Genomic DNA, 13,351 nt, shown 5'->3' with positions numbered 1-13,351 from the left:
CGGCGTGCCGGCCTGTCGTCGGCCGTACCGGCCTGTTTTCTCAGTCGACCGCCCTGACGGCCGTTCTCAACTCAGCGTCTCGACCCGCAGCTTGTCGCCGTCGAGGAAGGCCTGCACCGGCTTGCCGCGCGAAACCCCTTCCATCTCCTCGGCGGTGATGTACCAGCCGTCGACGGACAGAAGCTCGGCCTCGTTGCGGCGGCAGAAGATGCGCGCGCTCGTGTTGCCCAGCGCACCCGCCGAAGCGCGCCCGCGCAGCGTGCCGTAGACATGGATCGAGCCGGCGGCGACGATCTCCGAACCGGACGCGACCGAGCCCAGCACGATGACATCGCCATGCGGATGCATGATCGCCTGGCCGGACCGGATCGGCGCCTTGATCATCAGCGTGCCCGAATCATAATGCGAAACCTGCGGCTCGCTCTCGCCCGCCTTGCTTGCGCCAGCCTTGCCCTCGCCAATCCTGCCGCCGTCGGCCTTGCCGTTCTCCGCCCTGCCCTTGCCGGCGCTGCCTTCAGGCTGCTCGGCCTTGTCGGAAACCTCCGCCCTCGCTTTGTCGGCGCCCTTGCGGCCAGGCAGCAGCCCATCCGTCGTCGCCTCCTTGGCGCCGACCAGCAGAGGCGGCAGGTCAGGCCCGAGCGAGGCCCCTTCAAGCTCGATGGCATAGATGCGGATACCGCGCGTCCCCAGCTCCGCCACAAGTGCCGCGATCTCGCTGGGCTGCGGCTTCAGCGTGTTCAGATCAAGCAGCACCGGCCGCCCGGCAAAATAACCCGGCGAGTTGCCGATCCAGTGATCCAGCCCCTGCAACCATTCCGAAAGCGGCGCCTCGGGCGTCAATGTGAAAGCGACGAAAGAACGGGCACGAAAGCGAATGGATTTGGCCTCGAGGGGAGCGGCAAAGGTCACGGCTGGCGAATCCTTACTGAGAGGTAAACGCTAGCGAGATAATGGTTAACGAATGGTTAACGAGGGGTGTGTGGAGGAGTGTCGGAATTAAGGTTCCTGACAGAGCCCTGTCGACCTTTGCAGAGAGTGAGCCGGCTGCGCATTCGGCAACCTCCACGCCACTGCCATAAAACCGCAAGTACGACGAATGGCCAGCGCCTGTTGTCAAAAATAGTCGTGTGTAACGCGCTCCCCAATACTTGTGCAAATTCATGCACCACGTAATGGTACCGGCGGGTGGATTTATTGAAAAATGGGGACTAGTGAAACGCGCTGTTTTGACAATATCGGTGGTGGCCGGCCTAGCAGGCTGCGCCACACCGCCGGAGAGGATTTCGGGAATTCCAAATTCCGGTCCCTGCACACAGGCTGATAGGGAGCGCCTCGCCGTCATTTCCAACCAGCAGAACAAGGCTGCGACCGGTGATGCGCTGGGGGTGATCCTGATTGGTGTTCCGGTGGCGTCGATGTCGGGCGGTGATCATGAGGCCGAGATTGCGGTGCTCAAGGGGCGGTGTGGGGCACCGAAGACTTAGCAGCGATCTAGTTGCGACGGGTGGCTCTATTTGCGACTATTGCTTCGGTTCAATGTAGTGACGCAGTTCCTGACTAGAGCCAGCCAGATCAAAGGTAGCGGGAGAGGCAGGAAATTTAATGGCCGACATCATTGAGATCGCGGCAGACAATGAAAAAGCCTCGAAGATCTTCGAGTCATACATTCAATCAGGCAACCTCAATTTCCTGATGGGATCTGGTGCTTCGTTTCCAGCCATCGCGACCGCTGGCAACATTGAAACCGAAATCGACGACCTGTTGGTAGCCGGTGACGAGACCGGGGCGAGCCGGAGGTGCCTTGAATTCGTCGAGCAGATCGACACCGTTCATGGCCAGATTTCCACCGCCACAGCGGGCGATCCCATCCATGGCGTTGTTGAGAACTACAAACTGTTCCTCTCGATCATCGACCGTATATTATTTACCCGGAAGAATATCCTTCTCCCCCGTCAGGCGACGGTTTTTACGACTAACTATGACATGTTTCTGGAGCATGCATCGAGCCTTGTCCCAGCCGTAGTCTTGAATGATGGATTCGATCGATCATCGAGTCTTAGTCCTGAATTTATGTTCACCCCTGAGCGCTTTTTTGACCGGACATATAGATCGGGGCCTATCTATGGGCACCAGATCGAGATACCCACGATAAACTTGGTTAAGCTGCATGGGTCGCTGTCATGGCGCCGCAGCAAGGATTCTGTCGTATTTGACCCTGCGGCGATTCCAAAGCTCAACGACGAGCAGAGGGCTGACATCACCCAGGTCAACGCGTATCTGGAAAAGCACTTTCTCATTCTACCGAACTTGAGGAAGTTCCATACAACCATAATGGAGCGAGTTTACTATGATTTGCTCCGACTATTCTCAAAAGCAATGGACTACGAAAACTCTGTGCTCATTGCATTTGGGTTCTCGTTTGCCGACGAGCACATCCTCGACCTTACGCGTCGCGCACTCCGAAATCCGACATCACAACTCGTCATACTGTCCTATGATACCGCGTCGGCGACGACCTATCAGGCCAAATTTACCAAGCAGCGGAACGTGGCCGTGCTCGCCCCAGCAGCAGGCACGACGATAGACTTCAAACGCCTCAACGACCTGCTGGTCTCTATCCTGCCAGGACAACCCGATGGCCATTGAACCGGATCGCTTGGCCACCGAGGCCGCCTTGCGTGTGGGGGAAGTTTCAGCAGTCACCGGTCGCAAGGTGTTTATCTCCGTCGACAGGGATAAGAACCTCTCCGAACTGTTCTTCAACGGTGACGTGCTGCGCAACATCGCCGTGGGAAGCTATGTCGATATTCGAAAGGGCTTCCTCAGCCTGATTGGTAAGGTTGAGGGCGAGAACGCGCAAGCCGAAGACCGCAAGCCGAGCGCGCTAGCCTATCTCAATGGGAAGCGCATACTGACCGTTTCGTTAGTCGGATTTCTAGATCACAAGGGTCGTTTTTTCGGCGGTACGAAGGAACTACCTCTGGTGGGCAACGAGGCGTTCTTACTAACGAAGGAGAAGGTTCATCAGGTCCACAATCTGATCAGTCAGAATGGCGTTGCGCTCGATGTCGCCCAATCTGAATATGAGGGCTACGATATTGCTTTGCCCGTCGATGGCCTCATGAACAGCCATATAGCGATTTTTGGCAACACCGGCAGCGGTAAATCGAACACACTCGCGATGATCTATCAGGAATTCATCGCGAGAATGCGCGAACGCAATGCGGTGGCCTTCGCGCACAACTGTCGAATCCTGCTGTTCGACTTCAACAACGAGTATGTTGGCAACAACTGCCTGACGGCGCACAAGACAGTGCTCGCTCTGTCCACGAGGAATGAAAATGGGGGAAAGATTCCCCTCGGAGCAGGCGGCTTCAATGACATCGAGATAATCAGCATCCTAGCCGATGCGACAGAGAAGACACAGAAGCCGTTCCTGAAACGAGTTCTTACACTGCAACACCGCATTCTCAGTGGGGATAATCCGACTGCCTATATCCGGAACATCCTGCGCCAGCAGATCACCCAGATTCTGCAAATGTCGGACAAGGTCAGGGTCGATCTGCTTATGGACTATTTGCGGCAAGTGCTGCCTGAAACAGATGATGCAGATGAGCCCGTCGAATTGGCGGCCGACCTTGAATGGCACAATCAAAGTAGCGAGTTCAGGCGTCAGGGCATCTTCTTGAAAGCGAACCCGGCTCAGATTCAAAATACGATCGTTTACGGACACGTCGACAATTTCAATTTTGCCGACGACACGATCTCCGATTTGATCACGTTTGCCTACGTGCAACTCATCTACGACGTGCTCTCTAATCGGGCGCAGAATGAGCACATTGCTCCCGCCATAAATAAGCTACGGAGCAAACAGGCGGACATTCGCAAAGTGTTCAACCCAAATCCCGCTGCCGAGCTATTCGCGTCCAATGTGGTTGTGATAGCTCTTGGAGACGTCAATCTTGAGATGAAGAAGACCATACCGCTTCTAGTTTCAAAAAAAATCTACGAAGACCACAAACAGCTTGGACCTGGCCACTCGCTGACCATCATTATCGATGAAGCGCACAACATTCTCTCGCGGGAGTCCTTCCGCGAGTCCGAAAGTTGGAAAGATTATCGCTTGGAAACTTTCGAGGAGATCATCAAGGAGGGTCGGAAATTCGGCGTGTTTGTAACCATTTCGAGCCAGAGGCCCAATGACATTTCACCTACCATCACGTCGCAGGCCCACAACTATTTCATCCATCGGCTCATAAACCAAAAAGATCTCCAATCCATCGCGAGCGCAGTGTCTTACATCGACAAACTGACCGAGGAATCAATTCCGACGTTGCCGACAGGAACGTGCATTTTTAGCGGAGTCGCGGGGCAGATGCCGCTAAAGCTAGCCATCCGCCCACTTGCGGAGCAGTTGCAGCCGCGTAGCGCAACGGTCCGCTTTCAGGATATCGTTCCTGCCATTTAGGATTGGACATGCTCTCGGAGACTGTTTGGAAGGCGCAAATGGCGAAACAAATCGAAGTCTTTCAGGACATGTCCATGGCAGGCCCAATCGCGGCGCGGCCTGCGTTGCGCCTTGCGCTTATCGAGGCCGCAGTTGATCCATGGCGCGTTGATCTCGAAAGATCGGCCGAGGTTGCACGTAGCGCGATGACATCAGAAGACGTAATTCTGTTCCGCCGTGCTGCAGGCCAAGACTATCCAGCCGCTGCCCTAACCCTGTGGGGCAACAGCGAAGGCTACTACGTCCCAAACATTTTCCCTTTAGACAGGGGCAGCCTCACCTTCACCCAATACAACACCATCCTTAAAGACTTTATCGAGCGCGTCGCCGCGCCGGTCGCAGACAAGTTTGGCTTTAAAGTCACTACAACCGCCTCCTACCAGTCACCCGATAACTGGTTGTCACCCAATACCGCGCTGAAGTTGCGCCGTTTTTCGGCCGCAGCGAACAAATCGACGGGCGCGAGCCATCCATCAGATGAACGGCGATGGTTTGACTTTCTTGTTACCATCCACCGTTCCAGAGACAAGCTCGGCGCCGACATGCTGGCTCGCTGGCTCTATGAAGTGGATGGATGGGACGTAGATTCTGCTCACAAACTCGCAGGGGACTTTGAAAGATCTCTAGCTCTTTTAGAATTCTACGATGAGAATTGAGCCAGAGAATGGACATACATGCCATTGAATCGGCAGCAGTCCCGATACTGTGCATCGACACGTGTTCTATTCTGGACGTCATGCGTGATCCCACGCGCGAAACGGCTAAGCCTCATGACCGGCAGGCAGCTGTGGATCTGGTGGTCGCAGCGGAAGCTGGCAACCTCGTATTGCTAATGGCCGAGCAGGTGGAAATCGAGTTCGACGACCACGACCAGCCTGTGCAGGATGAGGCCGAACGCAATCTCAAAAAGTTACTTGAGCAGGTTGAGCGGGTGAACAGTCTTTCAGACGTCTATGGGGTACAAGGCGCAGTGAATCTAGCTCATCTTAAAGATTATGTACCTCGTGCTCGTCAAATCGTGGGGCGCTGGTTGGCGCAACTCCAAAGGGTCGTGGCGAGCCCGTTGGCTCCTGGGAAAGCATTTGCGCGGGTAAACGCAGGGCTTGCGCCTGCTAAGCGCGGTAAGGAATCGTCCAAAGATTGCTTGATCTATGAAACTTACCTTGAAGTGATTGGCTCCCTTCGGGACGCCGGCGTCAAGGCACCAATTGTATTCCTCTCATCAAACACCCGCGAATATTTGACAGAGGGCGGCATACTAAGACCTGAGATTGCCGCTGATTTTAGCAAGCTCAACCTCGTGTACGCACCAAACATGGGTGCCGCGAAACATGCCCTTGGCGTGTAGCGTCCGTAGTTTGTGATTGGCCGGAAATGAAGATGCCATCGGCCATCGCAAGTCGAAATGCCGAGGGTCCCCCCCTCACCGCCGCTTGAAATACTGCACCTCCTTCTCATGCTTCTCCGCCGCTTCCCGCGTCTCGAACGTCCCCAGATTCCGCCTCTTCCCGGTCTTCTCGTCCTTCTTGCGGGAATAAAGCCGGTATTTTCCGTCCTTGAGTTTGCGGATCATCTCGCTCTCCCTCGCTAGGATCGATCAGGATCTCCTTTTGGCCTTCATGCCGAGCGCTGCCTGCTCGATCGCGGCGCGGTCGGTGCCCAGGCGGTCGATCAGGGCCTGCGCCTCGTCGCCCGATATGCCGGTGCGCACGGCCAGTTGCTCGACCTCCAACACGTCGGTGCTGGCGATTTCGCGGGTTTGCGGCAGGGCATCATCGGCTGTCAGCGGCAGGGCTGCTTCCCTGTCGATCTCCATTTCGGCCTGGTGCCAGTGCCGCTCATGGTCGCCATGGGCGCTGCCTTCGCGTTGCCAGATGGCGTAGGCGCGGTCTCGGATCTTGTCGCTGCGGTCGTCGGTCATCGTCGTTCTCCCTTGGTGTTCGGGATGAACGCCGCGCCCGCACGAATGATCCAAAAATTTTGCGTGATCGCTGGCCGGGTGGAAATTGCTGGACGGCCGGGATGAAGCCAGGCGCCGGGCGCTAAAATGATCCAGGCGGCGGGGCAAGCCCGCCGCCTGGATGCCGGCCGTTGTGGACGGCCTTGGTGTCAGTGGCCCCAGATGCCCTGGCCGGAATCGGCCGGCATGTCGAGGTGCGACTGTCCCGCCGCCGTGCTGTCGGTGATGCTGTGGGTGACGCGCGGGTCGACCGCCTTGGCGCCGGACATCATCGCATGGGTGGCCGGATAGCCGCCGGCGGCGGGGACGAAGTCCGAGCCGAAGTGGTCGCTGCCGGCAAAGGCCATGCCGGAGGCAAACAGCAGTGAGGCAATGGTCAATACGATCTTCTTCATTTCAGTTTTCCATCTTCTTGAAGTTGACATCTGGCCCCGACGCGCCGCCCGCCCGCGTTTCATGGGACCGTGTTTGCTGCTCTTCAGGCGAAACCGGCCAACCGCGACCCTCAATGGGTCCTTGCGATGTCCGGCTGTCAGCGCACGACCGTGTCGGTTCGTTGTTGCGCTGTTGGCCGCTTCAATAAGGGCCTGGTGTTTGTGCGGGCGTGGTAGGCGGCGTGGTAAAACCCACCGCCAGAGTGGAATTTTGCGTGGAATGCGGCCGCGAGCGCCGCGCGCCCGGGCCGCGATCCTCCCCGCACGCCTCAAACCGGCAGCCGCACCTCCAACGAGAACTCGTTCTCCACGGCCAGCAATGCGTTGACCATTTCCTTGTCGCGCCGGCGCTTTTGCAGATAGCGGGCCAGCAGCCAGTCCAGCGAGAGCGTGCCGGCGCCGACGGCGGCCAGCACGAACATGCCGCCCGATATAGCCAGGTCCTTTTCGAAATGCAGCAGCTCGTTCTGGTTGGCGAAGTTGATGTGGAACAGCAAGGCCGTGGACAGGCAGAACAGGCCGAGCCCGATACCGCCCAGCCGCGTCAGCAGGCCTGTTGCCACCGAGAGCCCTGCCCCCAGTTGCAGCGCGATGGTGGCGACGAACAGCGGCAGCCCGACGCCTTGCGCGGCCATCGCCTTGGCGGCGCCGTCGAAATGGGTGGCCAGCGTCACGCCCTCATGCAGGAAGATGAAGGACATGAGCAGGCGGCCGGCAAGCAGGGTCACGTCCCTGATGTGGTATTTCGTGGCGAGGCCGGTGAGCTTCGCGGCGATGTCATTGGGTGTCATGGTCAGCCTCCAATTTTTGGGCAAGGGCCAATTTTGGTAACAGGCGGGCGCCGCCCCGCCGTGGGACGCGCGAAAAGCGGCGCCTGCCGGATGTGATGTTCGAAAAGGCCGGAGCCGGCTCGAGGGAGAGGCGCCGGCTCCGGCAATGGGCGCCAGCCACGAGCGCCCGAACTGGTGGTGGGGGACTGGAGCGGTCAGTCCCAGTCCCCCACGCCGGCCGCTTCGCGGCCACCTCTCCCCCGCCCCCGCGGAGGGAAAGGAAATGGGTCGCGGTTTTACTGCGTCACCTTGGTGTCGATGGCCTTTTGCAGGTCGGAAAGCTCGTCGCAGCCGGCGGGGCAGAGTTTCTGCAGCGAGGCCAGCTGCTCCTTGGCCTTGGCCATGTCGCCGGTCTCGACATAGAGCTCGCCCAGATATTCGCGGGCGGCCTTGTGGTCGGGCTTCAGCTCCAGCGCCTTGTTGTAATAGGTCAGCGCGGTGGTGAAGTCGCCGGTCTTGCGCAGCGTAAAGCCGAGCAGGTTGTAGACGTCGGCCTGCTGGTTGTCCTGCGCGAGGTCGCGCAGATCGGCCAGCGCGCCCTTGTAGTCCTTGGCGGCGATCTTGGCCTGGACGGCGGTGAGGTCGGGCGCGTCGGCGCCCTCGATATCGTCCACCGCATAGGCCGGCATGATCGTCGCGACGGGAACCACGGTCAGCACGGCAATGGCGCCGAGCAGGCCGTAGAGGGCGTGCTTGCCCAGGTAGGATTGTTTCATTGTCTTTCTCGCTTGGTTTGAGTTGCCGTGCTCAAATCTGAACCGGTGTGAAGCCATAGGCATTGCCGTCTTTCACGAAGACGCCGGTGCCCGGGAACGGGAAGTGCGAACCGGAAATGCGGATGTTGTCCGCGATCACCCGGTCGATGATCTTGTGGCGCGTGGTGATGGCGGTGGGCCCATCCTGGTCGTAGCTGCCCTGCCATTCCGGATGCGGCGCCAGAAGGGCCGGCACATACATGGTGTCGGCCGAGATCATCAGCTGCTCCTTGCCGGAATTGGCGAGGTAGACAGAATGTCCTGGCGTGTGGCCGGGTGCGGCGATGATCTGGATGCCGGGCGCCACTTCCGCGCCGTCCTGAACCAGCTTCCAGTTCTTCCATTTCGGGAAGTTTTCGGCGATGCGCTTGCCCGCCGGCTTGCGGCCCTCGGGCAGCTTGGCCAGCCGGCTCGGATCGGTCCACCAATTGTATTCGGTGGCGTTGACGATCAGCTCGGCATTGGGGAACACCGGCGTGTTGGTGCCCTTCTCCATCAGGCCCCAGACATGGTCGGGGTGGAAATGCGAGATCATGATGGTGTCGATCGCCTTGTAGTCGATGCCGGCGGCGGCCATGTTGGCCGGCAGATGCGTTGCATTGGCCTGCCACTGGCCGACGCCCGAGCCGGCATCCATCATGATCAGCTTGCCGCCCATCTTGAGCACGACAACGGTGAGCGGAATGGGCATGAAGTCGGTTGTCAGCCCCGCCTTGGCGAGCGCTGCCTTGGTCTCGTCGACCGAGACATCCTTGATGAAGGCCGGGTCGTGCGGCTTCTTCCAGATGCCGTCATAGATGGCGGTCACCTCGATATCGCCGACCGTGTATTTGTAGAAGCCGATGGTCGGCTCGACCAGCAGCTCCGCGAAAGCGGGACGCGTGAACTCGAGCTTGCCGGCAAGGCCGAAAGCGGCGGCGGCGGCGGCGGATTGAAGCACTGTGCGGCGTGTCATGCTGAACATTGTGGTCTCCTGTGGGTTGCGGTGGCGGCAAGAAATCGCGGAAGGTGTGACGGAGGGCCACGCCACATGGCCCTCCGTCCTGAGTGCGGACCGGGTCGGGACCTCGAGGAGGGGTCCCGCCCTCCGAACTCAGTTGCCCGGCACAGGCGGGCCGACGAATTCGCCCGCATCAGTCTGGGGAGCGGTCTGGCTGGGACCGGTCGTCACCTTGGTGTCGACCTTGTTCTGGCGCGCCTTGTAGGGGATTGACGCGGTGGCGTTGCTGTCGACGGCGGCAAGCGGCTGGTTCGCCGTGTCGGCGTTGAAATGGTCGCTGCCGGCAAAGGCGCTGGTGGTGGCCAACAGAATGGCCGTGGCGGTAAGAGCGAGGTTTTTCATGTCGATGATACCTGTTTGTTGAGGAACGGGTTGAAGGCCAGCAGTGCGCCTATCGGCCCCAGAGGCTGTCGCGATCATGCTGGGCGACGATGTCCTGAACCGAGGTCCGGTCCTGTCCGGTCCTGAGCTGTGCATCGGCGCCGTTCTGGGGTGCCGTGTAGGAGATCGAGGCCGTGACGGTGGTGTCGACGGAAGGCTGGTTGCCACCTTCGAAATGGTCGCTGCCGGCAAAGGCAGCACTCGAGGCAAGCAACATCGCAGCCACGCTGAGAGCGAGCTTGGTCATTTCCAAAAATCCTTGTTTCGTTTCTTCGGGTCGCGGGCCGTATTGGCCCCGCTGTAGTGAAGACCCGGCGGGGCGGCGCTTTATTCCCGGAGGCGGTGAGATTTTTTTGAAAGAGATGATTTCAGGGGGACGCGGCCAAGCTAGGCACTTTCCACCAGGACCATCGCATGGACGCACAAAGGCGCCGGCGCAGCGCGCCGACGCCTCCGATAATGCGCAGATCAGCGCCGCTTACGGACAGGTCTTCTTGCCGCAGACCGCGATGCAGATCGCCTCGTTGGAGCAGGTGTAGGTCTTCTTGGAACTGGTGCCCGATGAAGCACCGCCGCTGGAGGCGGCGAGTTGTCCGGACGCGCCGAGGTCCAGCGCCTTCATGTCGCGATTGCTGGCGCTGATCTTGCCGCATGTCTCGCTGCCGCAGACAGCCCTGCAGATCGCCGGGTTCATGCATTTGTAGGCCGCGAAGACCTCGGTTGGAAGAAGGGCGCAGAAAACCGAGATACCGAGAATCCACCTTTTCGCCGCACGCATTGTTGCCTCCTGTGGCCAGTTTTCCTGATGTCGCGGAGGCCCGGCCGCCCAGCCTCCGTTCCCGCGCGTGCCTCCGGCACCGCGTCCGCGGGTGCGACTATGCTGATGTGAGGCCATGGGCGTATCGCAGGGATGGCACAGGTGGATGGCACTGACGGAACAGGCGCCTCTCACTGCGCCAGGCCGGCGCGCACCTCGGAAGGCGTCATGCGATAACGCGACCGGAACTGCCGGTAGAAGGTCGACGGCTCGACCAGCCCCGCCTCGAAGGCGAGATCGGCGATCGGCCTTGCGGCGAAAAGCGGGCTGGCGAGCTGCCGGTGGATCCGCTCCAGCCGCCTTTGCATGACATAGTCGGAAAAGCCCTGCCCTTCCTCGGCGAAAAGACGCCTGATGTAGCGTGGGCTGAGCCCGAGGCCCCTTCCCGCCATCTCCGCCGACAGCCGCGCTCTGTGCAAGTTGTCCTCGATGTAGCGCTTGATCGCCTCGATGCGCGCGGCGCGGACGCCGCGCCCGGCGATCATCTCGCCCACCTCGCGGCTGGTTCCGACGGCCGCGGCGAACAGATCGGCAATGTGCTGGGCGGCCAGCGGCGCAAGCCCGGCGCTCATCCCGCCGCGCGCCACCGCCGTGACATATGCCAGGAGAAGCCGCGCCTCCGGCGTGCCGGGGTTGATCGCGTCGGGCCTGAGATCGCCCACATGGCGCACCAGCGGCTCGAGCGTCGACCTGTCGAAGCGGGCGCAGATGGTCCAGTCCCCGCCTGGCGCCCTGGCGCGCCAGCGTCCGTCCATCGGCATGATGCAGGGCGCGCCGGCCGGCGTCTCGACGGTTCCCTGGCCTGGCGTGTCGAAGCCCCAGCCGCCCGCGATCCAGGACACGACGAGATCGTCATTGGCGTCCTGCCGCAAGGCCGCCGTGCGTTCCCAGGCCATCGGCGAGACCTTGCGCTCGGCCACGCTCACGCCGGGCAATAGGAGGGTGGAGGCGCTCAGATGCAGCGCGCCGCGATCGAGCGGAGCAAGGTCCAGCCGCATGCAGATGCGGCCGTAGAATTCGCGCACGGCCGCTTCGCGCTCGCGGTCCGCGATCTCGTCCGTGGACAGGACGATGACATTGTCCTGGCTGGCCACCTGCGTCCGCCCCCCGTTCTTCCAATTGGTTTTCGTGCGGGCGGCGGCGGCAATTCAAGGCCTGTGTGAACGCTCCGCGCAAATGTGGCGGCAGGCGCAAGGAATGTGGCCGTGGGCGCAAAAACCGGCATCGGATTGCTGACTGGCGCGGCCTCAAGAATGGCCCTAGCGGAGGTCGCGGATCCAGCGCCACAGGGTGCGGTCCGGGCCATGTCCGGCTGGCAGGCCGCGCCCCTGCGCGGCGAGCGCCCGCATCTCGCGTGGCGTCATGTCGAAGCAACGCCGGAAGGCACGGACAAAACTCTTGCGGTGGCCGAAGCCGTAGCGGTCGGCGATCTCGCCGATGGCTTCGTGCCGGCGGGCGGGATCGACGAGCTCGGCGCGGCAGCGGCGCAGCCTCTCCTCCTGGATATATCTGGAAAGGCCGCCATACGGCTCAAACAGGTAATAGAGCTTGCGTGTCGAAATGCCGAACAGCGCGGCTATCGTTGCGGCAGCGAGATCCCGGCTGCCGACATGCCTGTCGATGTGGCGGCGGATTTCGCCGGCCAGCGCCAATTGCACCGAAGCGGCGTTTGCCACCGTCACTGCCGAATTGATAGCCGCGGCGGCGAGGTCCAGCGTCGGCCTGGTCACCGCTTCGGCGTCCTGGCCGCTCATGGCGGGTGCTGCCTCGTAGAGGCCGAGGAGATGGCCGCGCAACAGCGCCGTCAAAGGGGCATTGCCCGGGATGACGCGCAGATTGTGCTCGTCCGGCGCCTTCAGAAGCGGCGCCAGCAGGCGACGCGGCATGGTCAGGTTGAGGCTGTCGATGCCGGACGTCGCCGTCGACTGGACCTGCGCCAGGTCGGAGACGATCAGGTCGCCCGGGCAGGCTTTTTCATCCGGCCCGCCATCGCGGCGGCCGTGGCTGCCCCGCAGGCAGACCTGCACAGTGATCTGGTCGAGACCGTCGCGTCCGATGCGGGCGCGCGAGCGGTCGAAATTCTGCGCGACACATCGGTACGAACTGAGCGCGATCTCGCCGAAATGAAACGCTTCGGCACGGACATGGAACCGGTCGTCGCCGCCATTGCGCAGCCGAACGTCATAGAAGAAACCCATGTTCTCCTGCCAGAGCGCGACCGCGTCCCTGGGCGCCAGGCCGGCCGTGTCCAGCACCGAACGCGGCACCCCGCGACCCACGGGGGCACTTCCCGGCACCACGTCCTGACCGTTGCCTCCCACTGCCATCCGCCACGATCCTGAAAGCCGCGAACCACCCAGCATAGGCATGGATGGCGGGCCGCGACAACACCGGGATTGCAGGGCAAGTGCAGGCCGGCTTCTCCGGCCCTTCCCCTGTTTGATGTCCGCCTCAGACACAATTCAGAAACAAGTTTCAACAGTTCAGAAAAACTGGCGAAAAGATCGGATGCCATAACCATCCCGCGGGGGACTGCCGGGATTCCTTTTCGGAAGCTTCGGGTCCGCCATCAACAAGGGTCAAATCGCAGCGGCGGCACAGCCGAAAATGCCGGCTCGAACAGCGGCATGAACAGCCGGGCGAATGCGCGGCCAGGACGAGAAAGTT

General features: G+C 60.8%; 17 protein-coding genes. 5 read left to right on the top strand and 12 right to left on the bottom strand.

What is annotated here, in order from left to right; genetic code table 11:
- Positions 1 to 66: 66 nt before the first annotated feature.
- Positions 67 to 909, bottom strand: a complete 843-nt coding sequence (gene minC, locus MesoLj_RS16550) for a septum site-determining protein MinC (protein ID WP_202326738.1) — start codon at positions 907 to 909, stop codon at positions 67 to 69.
- A gap of 251 nt (positions 910 to 1,160) precedes the next feature.
- Between minC and MesoLj_RS16545 the strand changes: the two genes are divergently transcribed.
- The 5 genes from MesoLj_RS16545 (at position 1,161) to MesoLj_RS16525 (ending at position 5,855) form a co-directional block, all read left to right on the top strand.
- A complete protein-coding gene (locus MesoLj_RS16545; RefSeq protein WP_244735458.1) occupies positions 1,161 to 1,484 on the top strand; it encodes a hypothetical protein in 324 nt (107 codons plus the stop codon).
- Between the two features lie 118 nt (positions 1,485 to 1,602).
- Positions 1,603 to 2,646 carry an SIR2 family protein gene (locus MesoLj_RS16540; RefSeq protein ID WP_202326737.1) on the top strand — a complete coding sequence of 348 codons (1,044 nt, stop codon included), beginning with the start codon at positions 1,603 to 1,605 and terminating at the stop codon, positions 2,644 to 2,646.
- Positions 2,636 to 4,468 carry an ATP-binding protein gene (locus MesoLj_RS16535; protein WP_202326736.1) on the top strand — a complete coding sequence of 611 codons (1,833 nt, stop codon included), beginning with the start codon at positions 2,636 to 2,638 and terminating at the stop codon, positions 4,466 to 4,468. Before MesoLj_RS16540 ends, MesoLj_RS16535 begins: the two co-directional genes overlap by 11 nt.
- A 38-nt stretch (positions 4,469 to 4,506) precedes the next feature.
- Entirely contained in the window at positions 4,507 to 5,163 is a 657-nt protein-coding gene (locus MesoLj_RS16530) for a hypothetical protein (protein ID WP_202326735.1), read from the top strand.
- An 8-nt stretch (positions 5,164 to 5,171) separates the two neighbouring features.
- Positions 5,172 to 5,855, top strand: a complete 684-nt coding sequence (locus tag MesoLj_RS16525) for a PIN domain-containing protein (protein WP_202326734.1) — start codon at positions 5,172 to 5,174, stop codon at positions 5,853 to 5,855.
- A gap of 75 nt (positions 5,856 to 5,930) precedes the next feature.
- Here MesoLj_RS16525 and MesoLj_RS16520 read toward each other — a convergent pair whose 3' ends face one another.
- The 11 genes from MesoLj_RS16520 to MesoLj_RS16470 form a co-directional block, all read right to left on the bottom strand.
- Entirely contained in the window at positions 5,931 to 6,080 is a 150-nt protein-coding gene (locus tag MesoLj_RS16520; RefSeq protein WP_172372932.1) for a hypothetical protein, read from the bottom strand.
- A 24-nt stretch (positions 6,081 to 6,104) separates the two neighbouring features.
- Complete coding sequence (locus MesoLj_RS16515; protein ID WP_202326733.1) at positions 6,105 to 6,428, bottom strand: DUF2934 domain-containing protein; 324 nt, start codon at positions 6,426 to 6,428, stop codon at positions 6,105 to 6,107.
- A gap of 188 nt (positions 6,429 to 6,616) precedes the next feature.
- On the bottom strand, positions 6,617 to 6,862 hold the full coding sequence (locus MesoLj_RS16510; RefSeq protein ID WP_202326732.1) for a DUF680 domain-containing protein: 246 nt from the start codon (positions 6,860 to 6,862) through the stop codon (positions 6,617 to 6,619).
- 308 nt (positions 6,863 to 7,170) lie between these two features.
- Positions 7,171 to 7,692, bottom strand: a complete 522-nt coding sequence (locus MesoLj_RS16505; RefSeq protein WP_202326731.1) for a DoxX family protein — start codon at positions 7,690 to 7,692, stop codon at positions 7,171 to 7,173.
- Positions 7,693 to 7,967: 275 nt separating this feature from the next.
- Positions 7,968 to 8,447: a tetratricopeptide repeat protein gene (locus tag MesoLj_RS16500; protein WP_140773987.1), complete on the bottom strand. Its 480-nt coding sequence runs from the start codon at positions 8,445 to 8,447 to the stop codon at positions 7,968 to 7,970.
- A 31-nt stretch (positions 8,448 to 8,478) separates the two neighbouring features.
- Positions 8,479 to 9,450 carry an MBL fold metallo-hydrolase gene (locus MesoLj_RS16495; RefSeq protein WP_140773988.1) on the bottom strand — a complete coding sequence of 324 codons (972 nt, stop codon included), beginning with the start codon at positions 9,448 to 9,450 and terminating at the stop codon, positions 8,479 to 8,481.
- Positions 9,451 to 9,579: 129 nt separating this feature from the next.
- The gene (locus MesoLj_RS16490; protein WP_202326730.1) at positions 9,580 to 9,828 is read right to left on the bottom strand and encodes a DUF680 domain-containing protein; all 249 of its coding nucleotides are present in this window, start codon (positions 9,826 to 9,828) and stop codon (positions 9,580 to 9,582) included.
- Between the two features lie 49 nt (positions 9,829 to 9,877).
- Positions 9,878 to 10,114 (bottom strand): DUF680 domain-containing protein, encoded by a 237-nt coding sequence (locus MesoLj_RS16485; protein WP_140773990.1) that lies wholly within the window; start codon positions 10,112 to 10,114, stop codon positions 9,878 to 9,880.
- 231 nt (positions 10,115 to 10,345) lie between these two features.
- Complete coding sequence (locus tag MesoLj_RS16480) at positions 10,346 to 10,645, bottom strand: hypothetical protein (RefSeq protein WP_140773991.1); 300 nt, start codon at positions 10,643 to 10,645, stop codon at positions 10,346 to 10,348.
- 170 nt (positions 10,646 to 10,815) lie between these two features.
- Positions 10,816 to 11,778: an AraC family transcriptional regulator gene (locus MesoLj_RS16475; protein ID WP_202326729.1), complete on the bottom strand. Its 963-nt coding sequence runs from the start codon at positions 11,776 to 11,778 to the stop codon at positions 10,816 to 10,818.
- 165 nt (positions 11,779 to 11,943) lie between these two features.
- Positions 11,944 to 13,011, bottom strand: coding sequence for a helix-turn-helix domain-containing protein (locus MesoLj_RS16470; RefSeq protein WP_202326728.1), 1,068 nt, complete (start codon positions 13,009 to 13,011; stop codon positions 11,944 to 11,946).
- Between the last annotated feature and the right edge of the window lie 340 nt (positions 13,012 to 13,351).

This window comes from Mesorhizobium sp. 113-3-9, assembly GCF_016756515.1.
Lineage (GTDB): Bacteria > Pseudomonadota > Alphaproteobacteria > Rhizobiales > Rhizobiaceae > Mesorhizobium.
This window is presented reverse-complemented; position numbering and strand designations above follow the sequence as displayed.

Bases quoted from the DNA above. Each gene is read 5' to 3' on its own strand.
- MesoLj_RS16510 (WP_202326732.1), bottom strand. From the start codon at position 6,862: ATGAAGAAGATCGTATTGACCATTGCCTCACTGCTGTTTGCCTCCGGC.
- MesoLj_RS16525 (WP_202326734.1), top strand. From the start codon at position 5,172: ATGGACATACATGCCATTGAATCGGCAGCAGTCCCGATACTGTGCATC.
- MesoLj_RS16530 (WP_202326735.1), top strand. From the start codon at position 4,507: ATGGCGAAACAAATCGAAGTCTTTCAGGACATGTCCATGGCAGGCCCA.
- MesoLj_RS16485 (WP_140773990.1), bottom strand. From the start codon at position 10,114: ATGACCAAGCTCGCTCTCAGCGTGGCTGCGATGTTGCTTGCCTCGAGT.
- MesoLj_RS16535 (WP_202326736.1), top strand. From the start codon at position 2,636: ATGGCCATTGAACCGGATCGCTTGGCCACCGAGGCCGCCTTGCGTGTG.
- MesoLj_RS16520 (WP_172372932.1), bottom strand. From the start codon at position 6,080: ATGATCCGCAAACTCAAGGACGGAAAATACCGGCTTTATTCCCGCAAG.
- MesoLj_RS16495 (WP_140773988.1), bottom strand. From the start codon at position 9,450: ATGTTCAGCATGACACGCCGCACAGTGCTTCAATCCGCCGCCGCCGCC.
- MesoLj_RS16540 (WP_202326737.1), top strand. From the start codon at position 1,603: ATGGCCGACATCATTGAGATCGCGGCAGACAATGAAAAAGCCTCGAAG.
- MesoLj_RS16545 (WP_244735458.1), top strand. From the start codon at position 1,161: ATGCACCACGTAATGGTACCGGCGGGTGGATTTATTGAAAAATGGGGA.
- MesoLj_RS16470 (WP_202326728.1), bottom strand. From the start codon at position 13,011: ATGGCAGTGGGAGGCAACGGTCAGGACGTGGTGCCGGGAAGTGCCCCC.
- MesoLj_RS16500 (WP_140773987.1), bottom strand. From the start codon at position 8,447: ATGAAACAATCCTACCTGGGCAAGCACGCCCTCTACGGCCTGCTCGGC.
- MesoLj_RS16490 (WP_202326730.1), bottom strand. From the start codon at position 9,828: ATGAAAAACCTCGCTCTTACCGCCACGGCCATTCTGTTGGCCACCACC.
- MesoLj_RS16505 (WP_202326731.1), bottom strand. From the start codon at position 7,692: ATGACACCCAATGACATCGCCGCGAAGCTCACCGGCCTCGCCACGAAA.
- MesoLj_RS16480 (WP_140773991.1), bottom strand. From the start codon at position 10,645: ATGCGTGCGGCGAAAAGGTGGATTCTCGGTATCTCGGTTTTCTGCGCC.
- MesoLj_RS16515 (WP_202326733.1), bottom strand. From the start codon at position 6,428: ATGACCGACGACCGCAGCGACAAGATCCGAGACCGCGCCTACGCCATC.